The 17,947-nt window shown below is 65.5% G+C and carries 18 protein-coding genes; 5 read left to right on the top strand and 13 right to left on the bottom strand.

Annotated elements, in window-relative coordinates; genetic code table 11:
- Positions 1–245 precede the first annotated feature (245 nt).
- From AB4061_RS33065 to AB4061_RS33040, 6 genes are all read right to left on the bottom strand, one after another.
- Positions 246–1,976: an ABC transporter substrate-binding protein gene (locus tag AB4061_RS33065; protein ID WP_441640399.1), complete on the bottom strand. Its 1,731-nt coding sequence runs from the start codon at positions 1,974–1,976 to the stop codon at positions 246–248.
- A 147-nt stretch (positions 1,977–2,123) separates the two neighbouring features.
- Positions 2,124–2,432, bottom strand: a complete 309-nt coding sequence (locus AB4061_RS33060; protein WP_441640397.1) for a DUF2160 domain-containing protein — start codon at positions 2,430–2,432, stop codon at positions 2,124–2,126.
- A gap of 12 nt (positions 2,433–2,444) precedes the next feature.
- A complete protein-coding gene (locus AB4061_RS33055) occupies positions 2,445–3,278 on the bottom strand; it encodes a carbohydrate ABC transporter permease (RefSeq protein WP_441640396.1) in 834 nt (277 codons plus the stop codon).
- Positions 3,271–4,164, bottom strand: a complete 894-nt coding sequence (locus AB4061_RS33050) for a carbohydrate ABC transporter permease (RefSeq protein WP_043347729.1) — start codon at positions 4,162–4,164, stop codon at positions 3,271–3,273. The genes AB4061_RS33055 and AB4061_RS33050 overlap by 8 nt, the downstream gene beginning before the upstream one ends.
- Positions 4,161–5,267, bottom strand: coding sequence for an ABC transporter ATP-binding protein (locus tag AB4061_RS33045; protein ID WP_441640395.1), 1,107 nt, complete (start codon positions 5,265–5,267; stop codon positions 4,161–4,163). The genes AB4061_RS33050 and AB4061_RS33045 overlap by 4 nt, the downstream gene beginning before the upstream one ends.
- A gap of 1 nt (position 5,268) precedes the next feature.
- Positions 5,269–6,369, bottom strand: coding sequence for an ABC transporter ATP-binding protein (locus tag AB4061_RS33040; protein ID WP_441640394.1), 1,101 nt, complete (start codon positions 6,367–6,369; stop codon positions 5,269–5,271).
- 156 nt (positions 6,370–6,525) lie between these two features.
- On the opposite strand from AB4061_RS33040, the gene AB4061_RS33035 reads away from it, so the two are divergent.
- Positions 6,526–7,293, top strand: coding sequence for a DeoR/GlpR family DNA-binding transcription regulator (locus AB4061_RS33035; RefSeq protein WP_441640393.1), 768 nt, complete (start codon positions 6,526–6,528; stop codon positions 7,291–7,293).
- A gap of 115 nt (positions 7,294–7,408) precedes the next feature.
- Here AB4061_RS33035 and purU read toward each other — a convergent pair whose 3' ends face one another.
- Together purU and AB4061_RS33025 are read right to left on the bottom strand one after the other, a co-directional pair.
- Positions 7,409–8,275, bottom strand: a complete 867-nt coding sequence (purU, locus tag AB4061_RS33030) for a formyltetrahydrofolate deformylase (protein WP_043347737.1) — start codon at positions 8,273–8,275, stop codon at positions 7,409–7,411.
- A gap of 29 nt (positions 8,276–8,304) precedes the next feature.
- Positions 8,305–9,171, bottom strand: coding sequence for a DUF4743 domain-containing protein (locus AB4061_RS33025; protein WP_441640392.1), 867 nt, complete (start codon positions 9,169–9,171; stop codon positions 8,305–8,307).
- 102 nt (positions 9,172–9,273) lie between these two features.
- Between AB4061_RS33025 and glpK the strand changes: the two genes are divergently transcribed.
- The 3 genes from glpK to AB4061_RS33010 all read left to right on the top strand — a co-directional run bounded on the left by glpK (position 9,274) and on the right by AB4061_RS33010 (position 13,116).
- A complete protein-coding gene (gene glpK / locus AB4061_RS33020) occupies positions 9,274–10,836 on the top strand; it encodes a glycerol kinase GlpK (protein ID WP_441640391.1) in 1,563 nt (520 codons plus the stop codon).
- 94 nt (positions 10,837–10,930) lie between these two features.
- Positions 10,931–12,535, top strand: a complete 1,605-nt coding sequence (locus AB4061_RS33015; protein WP_441640390.1) for a glycerol-3-phosphate dehydrogenase/oxidase — start codon at positions 10,931–10,933, stop codon at positions 12,533–12,535.
- A 194-nt stretch (positions 12,536–12,729) separates the two neighbouring features.
- Positions 12,730–13,116: a hypothetical protein gene (locus AB4061_RS33010; RefSeq protein WP_441640389.1), complete on the top strand. Its 387-nt coding sequence runs from the start codon at positions 12,730–12,732 to the stop codon at positions 13,114–13,116.
- Positions 13,117–13,412: 296 nt separating this feature from the next.
- On the opposite strand, the gene AB4061_RS33005 is transcribed toward AB4061_RS33010, so the two are convergent.
- The gene (locus AB4061_RS33005; protein ID WP_043347749.1) at positions 13,413–13,697 is read right to left on the bottom strand and encodes a hypothetical protein; all 285 of its coding nucleotides are present in this window, start codon (positions 13,695–13,697) and stop codon (positions 13,413–13,415) included.
- A 128-nt stretch (positions 13,698–13,825) separates the two neighbouring features.
- A complete protein-coding gene (locus tag AB4061_RS33000; protein ID WP_441640388.1) occupies positions 13,826–14,053 on the bottom strand; it encodes a hypothetical protein in 228 nt (75 codons plus the stop codon).
- A 218-nt stretch (positions 14,054–14,271) separates the two neighbouring features.
- On the opposite strand from AB4061_RS33000, the gene AB4061_RS32995 reads away from it, so the two are divergent.
- The gene (locus AB4061_RS32995; protein WP_441640387.1) at positions 14,272–15,543 is read left to right on the top strand and encodes a serine hydrolase domain-containing protein; all 1,272 of its coding nucleotides are present in this window, start codon (positions 14,272–14,274) and stop codon (positions 15,541–15,543) included.
- 91 nt (positions 15,544–15,634) lie between these two features.
- Here AB4061_RS32995 and AB4061_RS32990 read toward each other — a convergent pair whose 3' ends face one another.
- From AB4061_RS32990 to AB4061_RS32980, 3 genes are all read right to left on the bottom strand, one after another.
- Positions 15,635–15,919: a hypothetical protein gene (locus AB4061_RS32990; RefSeq protein WP_043347757.1), complete on the bottom strand. Its 285-nt coding sequence runs from the start codon at positions 15,917–15,919 to the stop codon at positions 15,635–15,637.
- Between the two features lie 429 nt (positions 15,920–16,348).
- Positions 16,349–16,552, bottom strand: a complete 204-nt coding sequence (locus AB4061_RS32985; protein ID WP_043347764.1) for a hypothetical protein — start codon at positions 16,550–16,552, stop codon at positions 16,349–16,351.
- An 82-nt stretch (positions 16,553–16,634) separates the two neighbouring features.
- Positions 16,635–17,876, bottom strand: a complete 1,242-nt coding sequence (locus tag AB4061_RS32980) for a CaiB/BaiF CoA transferase family protein (RefSeq protein ID WP_441640386.1) — start codon at positions 17,874–17,876, stop codon at positions 16,635–16,637.
- Between the last annotated feature and the right edge of the window lie 71 nt (positions 17,877–17,947).

Here is a 17,947-nt window from a genome sequence, read left to right as displayed (position 1 = left end):
TAGATAGATAAGCTGACCAAAAAAAACGGGGATTCCCCGGGTGATGCGCTGGATCCTCTTTCCTGCTTCAGCTTTTCTTGCTGGGGCGGAGCAGCGGCTTCCATGTCGTGAATATTATCTACTGGTAGATAGATAGTCAAGGGGTTTTTCAAGAGCCCGCGCTATGTCGATAGCGCATCACAAACCGCAGAAGAAAAAAAACGGTGGCACAAGGCCACCGTCCGCTATGCCATCGAGGATGGCGCTTACCGCACCTTCCCTTCCTTCCATGCCTGCAACAACTTGTCATAGGCGATGGTCTCGCCCTTCGGCTTCTCGTTGGCCAGCTTTTTCCATGGCGCGTGGTCGTCGGACAGCCACTTGGCGGGATCGCTCTTGGGATTGAGCTTGGGCGCGCAGTTCGTCATGCCGGCGCGTTGCAGCCGCCCCATCACCTGGTCCATTTCGTCGGCCAGGTTGTCCATCGCAGATTGCGGCGTCTTCTCGCCGGTCACAGCTGTCGCCACGTTCTTCCACCACAGCTGGGCCAGCTTGGGGTAGTCGGGCACGTTGGTGCCGGTGGGCGTCCACGCCACCCGCGCAGGGCTGCGATAGAACTCGATCAGGCCGCCGTACTGGGCCGCGTTCTTGGTAAGGTATTCGTGATGGATGTCGCTGTCGCGGATAAAGGTCAGGCCGGTGAGCGACTTCTTCAGCGATACCGTCTTGGACGTCACGAACTGCGCGTACAGCCAGGCCGCCGCGAGGCGGTTGGGATCGGTGTTCTTGAAGAAGGTCCACGACCCCACGTCCTGGTAGCCGTTCTGCATGCCCTGCTTCCAGTACGGGCCATAAGGCGACGGCGCCATGCGCCATTTCGGCGTGCCGTCCGCATTGACCACCGGCAGCCCCTTCTTGGTCATGTCGGCGGTGAACGCCGTGTACCAGAAGATCTGCTGCGCCACCTGCCCTTGCGCCGGCACCGGGCCGGCCTCGGAGAAGGTCATGCCCATGGCTTGCGGCGGCGCGTACTTCTTCATCCAGTCGATGTACTTGGTGAGCGCATAGACCGCGGCCGGGCTGTTGGTGGCGCCGCCGCGCGAGACCGATGCACCTTCCGGTGTGCATTTGTCAGCGCCAACACGGATGCCCCATTCGTCCACCGGCATGCCGTTCGGCAAGCCCTTGTCTGCCGACCCGGCCATCGACAGCCAGGCGTCGGTAAAGCGCCAGCCGAGCGACGGATCCTTCTTGCCGTAGTCCATGTGGCCGTAGACCTTCTTGCCGTCGAGTTCCTTGACGTCGTTGGAGAAGAAGTTGGCGATGTCCTCGTAGGCCGACCAGTTGGTGGGCACGCCCAGGTCATAGCCGTACTTCGCTTTGAACTTGTCCTGCAAGTCCTTGCGCGCGAACCAGTCGGCGCGGAACCAGTACAGGTTGGCGAACTGCTGGTCGGGCAGCTGGTAGAGCTTGCCATCCGGCGCGGTGGTGAACTTGGTGCCGATGAAATCCTTTACGTCCAGCCCGGGATTGGTCCACTCCTTGCCGGCGCCAGCCATGTAGTCGGTCAGCGGCAGGATGGCGCCATAGCGATAGTGCGTGCCGATCAGGTCAGAGTCGGAAATCCAGCCGTCATAGATCGACTTGCCGGACTGCATCGAGGTCTGCAGCTTCTCCACCACATCGCCTTCCTGGATGATGTCGTGCTTGACCTGGATGCCGGTGATTTCCTCGAAGGCCTTGGCCAGCGTCTTGGATTCGTACTCGTGGGTCGTGATGGTCTCCGAGACCACGCTGATCTGCGTCACGCCCTTCGCCTTGAGCTTGGCGGCAGCGTCCATGAACCACTTCATTTCAGCGAGCTGCTTGTCCTTGGCGAGCGACGACGGCTGGAACTCGCTGTCGATCCACTTCTTGGCCTCGGCCTCGCCAGCCCAAGCGGCGTGGCCGCAAGCGAGCGCCGCTGCGCAGGCCAGCGCCGTCATGCCCAATTTCACGTGCACCTTCATTGACGTCTCCTCGAGAATCCCCCTCCCTGCTCTTTGTCTGGGTCGCGGTCCGGGGAAGGTGCAGGCCGCTATGCCCATTGACGAAAAATCCGTCGCTTTATTCTTGTCGGCTCGGGTGCGCGATCCGCATTCGGCTCAGCCCTTGCGCATCACCAGGCCCAGCGCAAGCATCGACAGCACCAGGCTGATCCAGATCGAAGGTTCTTCCGCCAGCGAAAACCACGCCATCATCTTCTCGCCCAGGCCCACCCACGCCAGGTTGATCCAGGCCGCGCACATCAGGCCGATGAACAGGCGGTCGCCGCGGGTGGTGGCGATGGGCAGGAAGCCCTTGCGCTCCATGGTGGGAGCGCGCGTCTCCCACATCGTCATGCCAACCAGCATCACCGCGATGCTGACGAAGAACACGGCCACCGGTGTGGTCCATACCATCCAGTTGAACATGGCACCCTCTCCTTACACGCGGCCCATCGCGAAGCCTTTCGCGATGTAGTGCCGCACAAACCAGATCACGATGCCGCCTGGCACGATGGTGAGCACACCGGCCGCGGCCAGCACGCCCCAGTCCATGCCGGAGGCCGACACCGTGCGCGTCATGGTGGCAACGATCGGCTTGGCGTTGACCGAGGTCAGCGTGCGCGCCAGCAACAGCTCCACCCAGCTGAACATGAAGCAGAAGAAAGCGGCCACGCCCACGCCGGCCTTGATCAGCGGCAGGAAGATGGTGATAAAGAAGCGCGGGAAGGAATAGCCATCCACATAGGCCGTCTCGTCGATTTCGCGCGGCACGCCCGACATGAAGCCCTCCAGGATCCACACCGCCAGCGGCACGTTGAACACCAGGTGCGCGAGCGCCACGCCCAGGTGCGTGTCCATCAGGCCGATGGTGGTGTAGAGCTGGAAGAACGGCAGCAGGAACACCGCCGGCGGCGTCATGCGGTTGGTCAGCAGCCAGAAAAAGACGTGCTTGTCGCCGATGAACCGGTAGCGCGAGAAGGCATAGGCCGCGGGCAGCGCCACGGTGATCGCGATCACCGTGTTCATCGCCACGTAGATCATCGAGTTGATGTAGCCCGAGTACCAGGACGGATCGGTGAAGATGGTCTTGTAGTGCTCCAGCGTGAAATCGTTGGGCCACAGCGACAGCGTGGAAACGATCTCCTCGTTGGACTTGAACGACATGTTCAGCATCCAGTAGATCGGCAGGACGGCAAAGACCAGGTACACCACCAGGAAGACTGCGCGCCAGTAAGTGGCGCTTTGCTTGGCTTCACGTTTGGCTTCACGCATTGGGCATGTCCTCGCTGCCGGCGGTGCCCGCGCGCTGCATCCAGTTGTAGAGGATGAAACACATGAGCAGGATGATCAGGAAGTAGACGATCGAGAATGCCGCGGCCGGGCCCAGGTCGAACTGGCCCACGGCTTTCTGCGTGAGGTATTGCGACAGGAACGTGGTCGCATTGCCAGGCCCGCCGCCGGTCAGCACGAAGGGCTCGGTGTAGATCATGAAGCTGTCCATGAAGCGCAGCAGCACCGCGATCATCAGCACGCCGCGCAGCTTGGGCAGCTGGATGTAGCGGAACACCGCCAGGCGCGAAGCGCCGTCGATCTGCGCGGCCTGGTAGTACGCGTCGGGAATCGCGCGCAAGCCGGCGTAGCACAGCAGCGCCACCAGCGGCGTCCAGTGCCACACGTCCATCACCAGCACCGTGAACCACGCGTCCACCGCACTGCCGGTGTAGTTATAGGCAAAGCCCATGCCGGCAAGCGCCGCACCCAGCAAGCCGATGTCGGTGCGCCCGAAGATCTGCCAGATCGTGCCCACAACGTTCCATGGAATCAGCAGCGACAGCGCGATCACCACCAGCACCGCCGACGCCTTGACGCCCTTGGCCGGCATCGACAGCGCCAGCAGGATGCCCAGCGGGATCTCCACCGCCAGCACGGCCAGCGAAAAGCCGAGCTGGCGCAGCAGCGCATCGTGCAGCTCGCCGTCGCGCAGTACGGTGCGGAACCATTCGGTACCGACGAACACGCGCCGCTCGGGCGAGATGATGTCCTGCACGGAGTAATTGACGATGGTCATCAGCGGCAGGATGGCGGAGAACGCCACGCACAGGACCACCGGGATGACCAGCAGCCAGGCCTTCTGGTTGACGGGCTTCAGCGTGCTCATGCCACCAGCTCCTCGTTGACGTAGTAACAGGTATGACGATTGAACACGGACAGCCACACGGTCTCGCCCGCCCGCAGCGCCGCGCCCTCGTGGCCAAGCCGGCCGCGCACGGTCGCAGCGTGGCCGCCGGCATCCTGCACGGTGGCGGTGACCAGCCAGTAGGTGCCAATGTCCTGCGCGCGCTCCACGCGCGCGGGCACGGCCTGCGGATCGGTGCTCGCGGCCAGGCGCAGGTACTCGGGGCGCACGCCGACCTTGAAGCTGCCGGCAGCCTGCAAAGCCGTGGCGACGGTGGGCGCGAACTCCGGCATATAGCGCCGCCCGGCGATTTCGATAGCGCCATCGCGCCATGCCCCTGCCAGGAAGTTCATGCCCGGCGAGCCGATGAAGTTGCCAACGAAGGTATGTGCAGGGCGCTCGAACAGCGCATCGGCCGGCCCCACCTGCACCGCCCTGCCGCGCGACATCACCACCACTTGGTCGGCGAAGGTAAGCGCCTCGGTCTGGTCATGCGTGACGTAGATCAACGTCAGCCGGAACTCGTGGTGAATCTCCTTGAGCTTGCGGCGCAGCTGCCATTTCAGGTGCGGATCGATCACGGTCAGCGGCTCGTCGAACAGGATGGCCGACACGTCCTGGCGCACCAGGCCGCGCCCGAGCGAGATCTTCTGCTTGGCGTCGGCCGCCAGGCCGCTGGCGCGCCGGTCCAGCGATGCGGACAGGTCCAGCATCTCGGCCACGCGGCCCACGCGCTCCTTCACCTGGGCCGCGGGCACGCCGCGGTTGCGCAGCGGGAAGGCCAGGTTTTCGCCCACCGTCATGGTGTCGTAGATCACCGGAAACTGGAACACCTGGGCGATGTTGCGCGCCTGCGGCGTGGCTGCGGTCACGTCGCGGCCGTCGAAGGAGACGGTGCCGTGCGATGGCCGCTGCAAGCCGGAAATGCAATTGAGCAAGGTGGTCTTGCCGCAGCCGGAGGGCCCAAGCAAGGCGTAGGCGCCGCCGTCATTGAACGTGAACTTCAGCGGCAGCAGCGCGTAGTCCTCATCCGCTTGCGGATCGGGACGGTATGAATGAGACAGGTCGAGGTCGATGCGTGTCATCTCAGGCTCCCAGCTCGGCCGTGGCGGGGGCAACTTTCAACTGCCGGCTGGGCGCATGGATGCGCATGCCATCGGCGTCGAACAGGTAGAGCTGCGCGGGATCCAGATGCAGCGTGAGCGGCGCGCCCAGTTCCAGGTCGACCACCCCCGGAAACTGCGCCACCAGGTTGCCAACCGGGGAATCCATGTGCACGAAGGTGTCAGACCCGGACAGCTCGGCCAGCGCCACCCGGCCGGCCACCGGCACCGAGCCGGGCACGGCGTCCAGGCGCAGCGCACCGGCCCGCACCCCGACCGTTACCGTACCGCCTTGTTTCACTGCCCCGGGCAAGGGGACCACGACGCCGCCCGGCAGCGTGACCGCGCCGGCCAGCAGGTTGCCGGCCATCAGGTTCATGGGGGGATCGCTGAAAGCACGCGCCACGCGCAGCGAGGCGGGATAGTGAAAGACCTCTGGCGTGGGGCCGTACTGCAACAGCTCGCCGGCATCCAGCACCGCGGTATAGCCGCCCAGCAACAGCGCCTCGGCCGGCTCCGTGGTGGCATAGATCACGGTGGCATTGCCATGCGCGAAGAGCTGGGTCAGTTCCTCGCGCAGCTCTTCGCGCAACTTGTAGTCCAGGTTGACGAGGGGCTCGTCGAGCAGCATCAGCGGCGCGCCTTTGGCCAGCGCGCGCGCCAGCGCCACGCGCTGCTGCTGCCCGCCCGAGAGCTCGGCGGGAAAGCGCTCGAGCAAGTGCTCGATATGCAGGCGGGTGGCCAGCGCCCTCACCTGTCCATCGATATCCTTGGAACGCCGCAGCTTGAGCGGCGAAGCAATATTGTCGAAGACAGTCATCGACGGGTAGTTGATGAACTGCTGGTAGACCATCGAGACGTTGCGCTCGCGCACCGGCATGCCGGTCACGTCGATGCCGTCCACCTCGACACGGCCGGCACTGGGCCGGTCCAGCCCCGCCATGACCCGCATCAGCGAGGTCTTGCCGGCCTGGGTGGCACCTAGCAGGATGGTCACCGCGCCCGGCACGGGCGTCAGCGACATGGGATATAGATACGCCTGCGAACCTGCTTGCTGGGCGATGCCTTCCAATCTGAGCTGCATCGAGTCTCCGATTCCGAATGCCACATACATCACATATACCGCAATGATGCAAACGCACAAATCCTTGCTTCCCGCTCGTTTTAGAGCAAAAACGAAAATAAAACAATCATGCACTGCATCATTTGTTTTCGTTTGTGTTTGAACTAGAATGCCGGCATGACGCTAAATCCACGCCAGACCGCCCTGCTGGAAGAGGTTCGCAGCCAGGGCTTCGCTTCCATCGACGAACTTGCCCGCAAGTTCGGGGTGACCCTGCAGACCGTGCGCCGGGACGTCAACCTGCTGGCTGAAGGCGGCATGCTGGCGCGCTTTCACGGCGGCGTGCGGGTAGAGGGCTCCACGGTGGAGAACATTGCCTATCGGCAGCGCCAGGTGCTCAATGCCGAGGGCAAGGCCCGCATTGCGCGCGCGGTGGCCAGCGCCGTGCCCGAGGGCTGTTCGCTGATCCTGAATATCGGCACCACGGTCGAGGAGATCGCGCGCGAGCTCATGCATCACCGCGGCCTGCGCGTGATCACCAACAACCTGAACGTGGCGAGCATCCTGGCCGACAACCCCGATTGCGAAGTGATCGTCGCCGGCGGCGTGCTGCGCTCGCGCGACCGCGGCATCGTGGGCGAGGCCACAGTGGAGTTCATCAGCCAGTTCAAGGTGGATATCGGCTTGATCGGCATCTCGGGCATCGAGGCCGACGGCACGCTGCGCGATTACGATTTTCGCGAAGTGAAGGTAGCGCGGACCATCATCGAGCATTCGCGCGAGGTTTGGCTGGCGGCGGATGCCAGCAAGTTCAACCGGCAGGCCATGGTGGAACTGGCGCACGTCTCGGAGATCGACCGGCTCTTCACCGACGAGCCGTTAATGCCGCCATTCGAGAGCATGCTGGAAGAAAGCGGAGTGCGCTGTGTGGTCGCGCAGGCCTGAGAGCGGCCAGCCACGGCGCCGGCTCCCCTGCGGGCGAGGCGGTGCCGGCGCGGCTGGCGCCGGGCACCTGGTGAAGGACTTGCTTAGGGGCTTGCCTGGGGACTTGCCTGAGGCCTTACTTGAAGACGACGGTCTTGTGGCCGTTGAGCAGGATGCGGTGCTCAGCATGCCATTTGACGGCACGCGCCAGCGCCACGCATTCCACGTCACGCCCCACCGCGGTAAGCTGCTCGGGATCCATGCTGTGGTCCACGCGCTCGATTTCCTGCTCGATGATCGGGCCTTCGTCCAGCGCCGCGGTCACGTAGTGGGCGGTCGCGCCGATCAGCTTCACGCCACGGTCGTGCGCCTGATAGTAAGGCTTGGCGCCCTTGAAGCTGGGCAGGAACGAGTGATGGATATTGATGGCGCGGCCGGCCAGCTTGCGGCACAGGTCATCAGACAGCACCTGCATGTAGCGCGCCAGCACCACCAGGTCGATGTTCTGCTCGCGCACGATCTCGAACACCTTGTTCTCTTGCGCGGCCTTCTGCTCGGCCGAGGCGTTCATCATCGGCAGGTGGAAGAACGGAATATCGTACGACGCGGCAAGCTGGTAGAAATCACGGTGGTTCGACACGATGGCGGCGATCTCCACCGGCAGGCCGCTGGCCTTGGCGCGGAACAGCAGATCGTTCAGGCAATGGCCGATCTTCGACACCATGATCATCACGCGCGGCTTGACGCTGGCATCGAACAGGTCCCACTGCATGGCGAACTGATCGCCGATCGGCGCGAACGCGGTCTTCAGCGTGGCCAGGTCCGGGCCGCCGGCGGCCGGCGTGAAATGCACCCGCATGAAGAAGCGGCCAGTGAATTCATCGCCGTACTGGTCGGAATCGACGATGTTGCAACCGTGCTGGAACAGCAGGCCCGAGACGGCATGGACGATGCCCGGCTGGTCCGGGCAGGAAATGGTGAGAATGAATCCGGTATTGCTCATCGTGTGTGGTTTTGTCTAGTGCGCGCCGATCAAGGGCGGGGGATGCCGGGGGCGCTCCAGCCGCGGCGATTGAGCGCATCCAGCGTCACCAGGGTCGCGTCGACCGTCATGGCGCCATCCGCCATGATAGCAAGCAATGCCTCCGGCTCGATACGGCGGTGCTCGGCCACCTCCCCGTCGCGGTTATGCGGCACGAAATCCGGCGGCAGCAACAGGTCGTACACGTACACGGCCTCCCACTGCACGCCCTCGGGGATTTCACGCAGCACTTCGATCACGCCGTGCGCCTCGGCGCGCTGCGCCAGCACGGGCGCAATGCCCGACTCCTCGTCGCACTCGCGCACCAGCGTGGCAAGCGGATCACTGCCGTGCGGCATGCCGCCTGCCACCAGGTTGTCCCACATGCCGGGGTCGACCGCCTTGGCGGCGCTGCGCCGTGAAATCCACAGCGCACGCTCGCCGGCAATGACGCCATTCATGTGCGAGGCAAAGGTCAGCAGCCCCAGAAAGCGCGCGGCTGCGCGCTCGATCACCGCGAAGGCCGGCGCCGCGAGTTCCGGCGTGACGGCGAACAGCTCGTCGCGCCAGCCGCGCACATGGCCCGCATCCGCCAGCCAGTGCGCCAGTACCTTCAGCGCCGCGCTGCGCGTGCAGGCATCGCCGCAATCCGGCAGCAACGCCACGCTGCCATCCAGCGGCTCGCCCAGCACGGCCGGCACCGTATCCTGCGCGCGCAGGATAAGCGCATGCGCGCGCGGCAGCCAGCCCACCTGGCGCCCTGCCACGGTCAGCCGCAAATGCGCGCCGGCATCGAAACGGCTGCGCGCCGCCAGCGAGGCGGCAACGCGGGACACGACGGGGTTCTGGCTAGCGCAATTGGGCAAGGTATCGGACATGAAGGATCCCGGCGGCCGGCAAGGCACGCCTGCAATGGTCAGTGCAATGGTTAATGTAGCGGTTAATGTAGTGGTAGAAGCAGTCAATCCAGGACAAGACGCATGAAGCAAACCCAGCCTTCGGGCCTGCCGCAATTCGTGCTGGCGCTCGACCAGGGCACCAGCAGCTCGCGCGCGATCCTGTTCGATCACGCCGGCAACGTGGCGCGGGTCGCGCAGCGCGAATTCCGCCAATATTACCCGCACCCCGGCCACGTCGAGCACGATCCCTACGAGATCTGGCAGTCGCAGCTGGCGGTGGCGCACGAGGTGCTGAACGACGCCGGCGTCGCGGCCAGCCAGGTGAGCGCCATCGGCATCACCAACCAGCGCGAGACCACCGTGCTGTGGGACCGCCAGACCGGCGAGCCCATCGGCCGCGCGCTGGTCTGGCAGGATCGCCGCACCGCGCCGATGTGCGAGGCACTGCAGGCCRACGGCCACGGCGAGCTGTTCCGCGACAAGACCGGCCTGATCATCGACGCCTACTTCTCCGGCACCAAGCTGCGCTGGATGCTCGACAACACCGAGGGCGCGCGCGAGCGCGCGGCGCGTGGCGAGCTGGCGTTCGGCACAGTCGACAGCTGGCTGATCTGGCAACTGACGGACGGCAAGCGCCATGTCACCGATGTCTCCAACGCGTCGCGCACGATGCTGTTCAACATCCATACCTTCCAGTGGGATGATGACCTGCTCGACCTGCTGGACATCCCGCGCAGCCTGTTGCCCGAAGTGGTGCCCTCCAGCGGCGAGGTGGCGCGCACAGCGTTGCGGCTGTTTGGCACGGAGATCCCCATTGCCGGCATCGCCGGCGACCAGCAGGCCGCCACCTACGGCCAGGCCTGCCTGTCCCCGGGCATGGCCAAGAATACCTACGGCACGGGCTGCTTCCTGCTGATGAACACGGGATCGCAGCCGGTCACTTCGCAAAATCGCCTGCTCACCACCATCGGCTGGCAGCTGGGCGGCACCACGCCGCCCGCCAGCCGCACGCAGTATTGCCTGGAAGGCGGCGTGTTCATGGGCGGCGCCACCATCCAGTGGCTGCGCGATGGGCTGCAGATCATCAACAGCGCGCCCGAGGTGGAGCCGCTGGCGCGCCAGTGCGACGACACCGCAGGCGTGGTGCTGGTGCCAGCCTTTGCCGGCCTGGGCGCGCCGCACTGGGATCCGTTCGCGCGCGGTACGCTGGTCGGCCTGACCCGCGGCACCGGACGCGCGCACATTGCCCGCGCCGCGCTGGAGTCGATCGCGCTGCAGAGCGTGGACGTGCTGGACGCCATGCAGAAGGATGCCGGCATCTCGCTGGCTGAGCTGCGTGTCGACGGCGGCGCGTCGCGCAGCGACCTGCTGATGCAGATGCAGGCCGACCTGCTTGGCACGGCAGTGGTTCGCCCGCGCGTGACCGAGACCACCGCGCTTGGCGCCGCCTACCTGGCGGGACTGGCCACCGGCTACTGGAGCGGCGAGGACGAGATCGCCAGCCAGTGGCAGGTGGAGCATCGCTTCGAGCCCAACCTTAGCGCCGACGCGCGCGCGTACCGGCTCTGGCGGTGGCATCGCGCGGTAGAGCGCGCACGCGACTGGGCGCGGGAAGATGGCGCGCCACCGCACTCGGCAAATTGAGCGCGGGCTGAGCGCAGGGCACGAGCCACACAAGACAAGTACAAAAGTACGTACGAGCCACACCGCGACACGCATTCGCACCAAACAAGGAATCATGCAGACATTGCACCCCCCCATCCTGCCGCCCGACCGCGCCACCTTGCTCGCCACCCTCGAGCGCGAGCCGAAGTGGGATGTCATCGTCATCGGCGGCGGCGCCACCGGCCTGGGCACGGCGGTGGACGCCGCCTCGCGCGGCTACCGCACGCTGCTGGTGGAAGCCGCCGACTTCGCCAAGGGCACCTCCAGCAAGGCTACCAAGCTGGTCCACGGCGGCGTGCGCTACCTCGCACAGGGCAATATCAGCCTGGTGCGCGAGGCGCTGCATGAGCGTGGCCTGCTGGCCCGCAACGCGCCGCACCTGGTGTGGCCGCTCGGCTTCGTGGTGCCGGCCTACCAGTTGTTCGACCAGCCCTTCTACGGCATCGGCCTGAAGCTATATGACATGCTGGCGGGCGGCCTCAACCTGTCCGGCAGCCGCTGGCTCAACCACCGCGAAACCCTGGCGGCGGCGCCGACCCTGGCCGAGCACGTGGGCGGGCGGCCCCTGCGCGGCGGCAACCTGTATTTCGACGGGCAGTTCGACGACGCCCGCCTGGCCATCGCGCTGATGCGCACGCTGTTCGACGTTGGCGGCACGGCCATCAACTACCTGCGCGTGAGCGGGCTGTCGCAGCGCAACGGGGTGATCGACGGCGTCACCGTGAAGGACGTGCTGGGCGACGCCAGCTTCGACCTGAAAGCGTCCTGCGTGATCAACGCCACCGGCGTGTGGGTCGATGCCGTGCGCCAGATGGAAGACGGCCGCGCGCGCAGCATGGTGGCCCCCAGCCAGGGCGTGCACCTGACCTTGCCGCGCAGCTTCCTGCCCGGCGACCGTGCCATCCTGATCCCCAAGACCGATGACGGCCGTGTGCTCTTCGTCGTGCCCTGGAACGGCCACACCATCATCGGCACCACCGATACGCCGCGCAAGGACCTGCCGCTGGAGCCCCGCGCGGGCACCGACGATGTCGATTTCATCCTGGAGACCGCCACGCGCTACCTGTCGCGCGCGCCAACCCGTGCCGACGTGACCAGCGTCTGGGCCGGCCTGCGCCCGCTGGTCAAGGCCACCGGCGAAGCCTCCACCGCCTCGCTGTCGCGCGAGCACACCATCCTGGTGTCCAAGGCCGGCCTGATCACCGTCACCGGCGGCAAGTGGACCACCTACCGCAAGATGGCCGAGGACGTGGTGGGCACGGCCATCCAGCGCCAGATGCTGCCGGCCGCGCCCTGCGTAACAGCGGATCTGCCGCTGCACGGCGCGCAAGGCTTGCCCGCGAACCTGCCCGCGCCTGGCAGCGGCTCGCCGGACCGTTACTACGGCAACGAGGTCGGCATGCTGCACACGCTGCCCGGCAACGACGAAATGCTGGTGCCCGGCGCCGGGCTGACCGCCGCTCATGTGCGCTTTGCCGCGCGTTTCGAACTGGCTCGGCGGGTCGAGGACGTGCTGGCGCGGCGCAATCGCGCGCTGTTCCTGGAGGCTGGCGCCGCCAGCGCGGCAGCGCCACGGGTGGCCGCAATCCTGGCCGAGGAGCATGGCCACGACGCCGCGTGGCAGGCCGCCGAGGTGGAGAGCTTCCGGGCACTGGCCAGCGGCTATATGCTGTCCTGAGGGACGACACAGCCGAGCCTGTCTCATCTCAGCGTCCAGCCACCAGGCTAGCTAGCAAGGAAACCACAGCGCGCCGCCGGCCTACACCAACTGCCACGCGGTCAAGTAGGCCTCAAGCAGGTCATCGCCAGAACATTTTGGTGCTTGTGCCCTGGCCGAGCGATAATGCGGGTTATCGAATCAGGGAGAACACCATGGACGAGATTGATGATCTGTCCGATCTGCCGATGCCCCGCTTTATCTGGGGCTTCGCGATCTTTACGCCCAAGGGCGGCGAGGTCATGCATGACGAATTTGAATATCTGACCCACACCCGCGCGCCCCGCTTCACCTGCCGGGTGGTGGAGCTGGAAGACATGCCGGTCGACAGCGAGGAAAGCGGCATCGACGGGCGCATCGTGCATTACGAGGAGCCCGGCCGCCTGTTCTACATCTCCGACGCCGGCATCGCGCTGGTGAACTTTGAGCTGTTCGACAAAGTGCCGGAAAAGCAGAAGCTCAAGAAAATCTGCGATGAAGCCATCGAAAACTGGATGCTTCGCCGCGACTTCCTCGACTCGGAAGAAGGCGAAGAGGACTGAGCGCCCTTTGCACCACCCCGAGGCGATGACGGCCAGCACAGGCCGTGGTCCCTGGAGCGGTCCCCGCGGCCGCTCCGTTCCTTCCGCCCAGGCGTGCCTCGCCGAGCACTAAGCCCTTGCCCTCGCCGACACGGGAACGGCATCCGGGTGACAAGCCCTCAAAAACAAAACGCCCGCTGAAACCCAGCGGGCGTTTTGCTTGCTTCTGTTTGCTACGGTCCTGCATGCCACTGCGTTCGCGTGGACAAAAAAGCACAAATCAGTGCTTCATGGCCACCCGGCCCAGCGCGCTGCAATCAGGCTGCCGCGTCTTCCTGCGGCAGGCCGCGTTCCAGCGCTTCCTTCAGCAGGCCGCTCATGCCACCGGCATGTGCCGGTGCCAGTGCCTGCAGGCGCTTCACCAGCTCGGCATCCAGCTTGCACGCAAACGGCACCAGGCCTTGCTCCTGGTCGAGCCGGCGCTGTTCGCGGCGATCGACCTTGGCCGGGCCGGTATCACGGCCGGCACGGACTGCGGCGGACAGCTTCAGGCTGTTTGCGAGCTTCAACGCTTTGTTCTTTTCGAGGTCGGTCTTTTTCACGGCTTGTTCCGCTAGAGTCTGTCTGGGGCGGTATTGTACGCAGGTCGGCGGGAGAGCCCGCCTTTCCGACATGCACATGACGCGATGCATGCCTGGCCGGCACTGCATGGCGTCACCGCGCCAGTCCCCTACCGCGCCTCCCTCACCTCGATCAAATCCGCCGCCACCCGCTCGATCTCCGCATAGACGGGAAACGCCTCGTCGGGGCCGGTGCATCCGACACCGGTCGCGCTGGCTTCGTCCGCGCCCAGCGGATGAAAGACAAAGGCCATGCCTGGCTTCCACCTCGGGTCGTTCTTGAGGCTTTCATTGAGGATGGCCAGGTACTGGCTGCGAGTGAACACGTGTTTTGCCATCTTCACCTCCGATGATTTGTCGCGATCGTAATTTGTCGGGATCGTAGCATGGCGCGCGGCCCGATCCGGGTGAGCCTCGATACACGCGCGCCACGCTGCATGCCATGATCGCGTTGCTTTTGCCGCAATCGAGCCCTTCCCGATGCCACATCGGTGCCACACCGATGCTGCATCGATAAGACATTGCCAAGACAACGATAAGACAAAGGATGAGACAAATGATACGTAGCACTTTGCCGGCGCTGGCGGTCGCACTGCTGGCCGCCTGCGCGGCCCCAGCCAACACGCAAAATACCGCGCCGCTCACGACCGGCTTCTCCGCCACGCAACTGGACAGCATGAGCGCACGCGTGCGCGCCGATGTCGCGCAAGGGCGCATTCCCGGCGCCGTGTACCTGGTGGCCCGCAACGGCAGCATCGTCAACACGCAGACCATTGGCTGGCAGGACGCTGCGGCTAAGGTGCCGATGCGCCCGGACTCGATATTCCGCATCTACTCGATGAGCAAGCCGATCGTCTCGGTGGCGGTCATGATGATGGTGGAGGACGGCCGCATCCAGCTGGCCGACCCGGTGTCGAAGTACCTGCCCGAGCTCAAGGACCTGCGCGTTGGCGTGGAGAAGACCGACGCCGCCGGCAAGCCCGTGCTGGAACTGGTGCCCGCCCAGCGCGAAATGACCGTGCAGGACCTGCTGCGCCACACTTCTGGCCTGACCTACGGCGTGTTCGGCAAGTCGCTTGTCAAGGAGGAATACAAGCGGCTTGGCGTGGATGCCACCGAGCAAAGCAATACCGAGTTCATCGCGCGTCTCGCCAAGGTGCCGCTGCAGTTCCAGCCCGGCACCACTTGGGAATACAGCCGCTCCACCGATGTCCTGGGCGCCCTGCTCGAGCGCGTGTCGGGCCAGACCCTGGCCACGCATCTGCAGCAGCGGATCTTTACGCCACTGCAGATGAAGGACACCGGTTTCTGGGTTCCTCCGGCACAACAAGGCCGCATTGCGGAGCCCTTTGCCGTCGATCCCGACAGCAAGGTGCCGGTCGGGCTGATCGACGTACGCCGCGCCCCGAAGCTTGAATCGGGTGGCGGCGGCCTGGTGTCGACCGCGGCCGACTACTTCCGCTTTGCCCAGATGCTGCTCAATGGCGGCGAGATCGACGGGGTGCGCCTGCTATCGCCCAAGACGGTCGCCTACATGACGGCCGACCACCTTGGCATCATGGGCGCTCGTTCCCTGGCGCGCGGCGCGGCCTACCTGCCGGGACCGGGCTATGGCTTTGGCCTGGGCTTCGGCACACGTACGGGCACCGGCGAATCGGCCACGCCGGGATCGGTCGGGGACTACTACTGGGGCGGGGTCGGGGGCACCTACTTCTGGGTCGACCCGAAGGAGAAGACCGTGGCGATCTGGATGATGCAGGCGCCGGGGCAGCGCGAGTATTACCGCGCGTGGTTCCGGAACACGGTGTACAGCGCCATGACACCGTGATGCCATAACCCCGTGACAAAGCGCTGCGGTGGCCGCCCGCCGCCACCGCGGCCGCCGCGCCTGACCGCACCCCATGGCGCCCTACAGTACCCTACAGCGCAGCAACCGACTCGCCCGGCACCAGGCCGTTGATGATGTCCTCACCGAACTTCACGGCGCCGCGGCGGGCGGTGCCGATATTGTCCCAGGGCGCGGCGCTAAGGCGAAACACGCGCGAGCGCTCGGTTCCCGGCTCATGCCCCTCGCGGCAGATCACCACCGACGCGTTGAAGCTGCGATCCGGCCGGCGCTCGGGCCAGGTACGTTCCGCCTGGTGACGATAGATCAGCGGGTAGAGATCGAAGCCTTTGTAGCGGGTGAAAGGTCCAGTGTCCAACTTGCGCTCCCCTGTCGATGATGGATGGGTGGATGCGGCCAGCGCCGCGCCTCCACGGATTCGCCCCGCCCTGTTGCCAGGCGGTGGCGGGAATGCTTTCAGGTAAATTCAGGCCGCGTCAGTCTGCCGGCTGTATCGACCAACCCGGCCCCTTGCCGTTCTTGTCGCTCTCATGGCGCCAGCGGCAGCCGCAATCGGCACAGGTGTAAGTGGCAAAAGTGATCGCGGGCTGGCCACGCGGCTTGATGCGCTGCGTATCCGTCAGAAGCAGCCGGGGATGCCCCGTGCCACCCGTCGAGCCGGGCCGTATCTGCGCACAGGCCTCGCACATGCTCATCATCGCTCCCGCGCCTTGCGCTTGCGGTCAGCAAGCGGGCCGCTGTGCGCCGGCAGTGTCAACGCTGCGCTTTCCCATGGCGCGCGTAGCGGCTACTTGTCCGCCGCCATCGCCTTGAGCTGCGCGTCGCCAGCCACGCGCGCCGCGTCCGAGGTGGTGAAGGTATCGTCCGAAACAATGGTGCGCTTGACCATCTGCGCAGCGAAATCGACCAGCGTGATCACCCACACATAGCGCCCGGCCTGCGGCGCTGTCTGGACAATTGCCTGAAGATGCGGCGTGGAATCCTTAGCCATGATGCTCCTCCGGAGAATCGGATCAGGCCACTGTAGCACGAGTTGCGCACGCGGCTACCGCAACGCCGGTGCACCGCGCTTGTCAGACCACCTGTCGTTCGCGCAGCGTTTCCAGATCGGCCGGCGTCAGGCCAAGCTCGGCGTAGAAGGCCGCGCTGTGCTCGCCCACCGCGGGGCCGCTGCGGGGCGCCGGTGGCGCATGGCCGGAAAACCTCGGCACCATGCAGGGCGCGGGAATCGAGCCGAGATCGGGATCGGGCAAGCGGACGACCGCGCCGCGCGCCTGGAAATGCGGATCCTCCAGGATATCGACAATGGTGAAGATCTTGCTGAACGGGATCTCATGCGCGCCCAGCGCCCGCGCCACGGCTTCGTAGTCATGCGCGGCAAACCAGGTCTTGACGATGGCGTCGAGCGCATCGAGATGGCACACGCGCGCCGGGTTGCTGGCATAGCGCGGATCGTCGGCCATGGCAGGTTCGCCGATGGCATGGCAGAGCCGGCGGAAGATCGGGTCTGATGACGCCACGAGCGAAACCCACTGTCCGTCCGCGGTAGCGTACATATTCGATGGCGCGGTGTAAGTAGCGCGATTGCCCGCGCGCTGGCGCACCTGCCCCAGTTGCTCGTACTCCACGGCCAACGGCTCCAGCAAGCGGAACAGTGCCTCGGTGGCCGACAGGTCGATCTCGCGGGCGCGCGCCTCGTTGCCATGCGTGTGCGCGCGCCGGCTGTCGGCCACGGCAGCCGCGATCGAGAACGCACCGAACAGGCCGGCCACCATGTCGCCCATCGGATAGTTCATGTGCATGGGTGAGCCCGACGGATCGCCCGCTAGGTTGGTGAATCCGCTCATCGCCTCAAACACGCGCGCGAAGCCGGCTCGCCCCGCATACGGCCCGGTCTGGCCAAAGCCGGTCAGGCGCAGGATCGTCAGTCGCGGATTGGCCGCGCGCAAGGTCTCGGCGTCGAGGCCCCAGCGGTCCAGCGTGCCGGTGCGGAAATTCTCTACCAGCACATCGAACCGCGGCAGCATCTTGAGGAACAGCGCGCGTCCTTCCGGCTTGCGCACATCCAGCGTGATGCCGCGCTTGCCGCGATTGGTGACCTTCCAGTACAGCGGCAGCTTGCCCTTCACCGGCGCAAGCCCGCGCAGCGGATCGGTGCCATCGGGCAACTCGAGCTTGACGACGTCCGCGCCCATGTCCGCGCACAGCGTGCTGGCAAATGGCGCGGCGACTACCGTGGCCATGTCGAGGATGCGCACGCCGGCGAGCGGGCCGTTCTGCTGCGCGGCGCGCGCGTCTTGATCTATGTGGTTCATGCGGGTGCCCAGGCGATGTGCTGGTGTGATGGAAATTGGCTCAGGGCAGCGTGCTTAGAGGCTGTTTCAAA

Source organism: Cupriavidus sp. YAF13, assembly GCF_052113425.1.
Classification (GTDB): Bacteria; Pseudomonadota; Gammaproteobacteria; order Burkholderiales; family Burkholderiaceae; genus Cupriavidus.
Note: the sequence above shows the minus strand (reverse complement) of the source record. Positions and strands in the feature narration are given on the sequence as shown.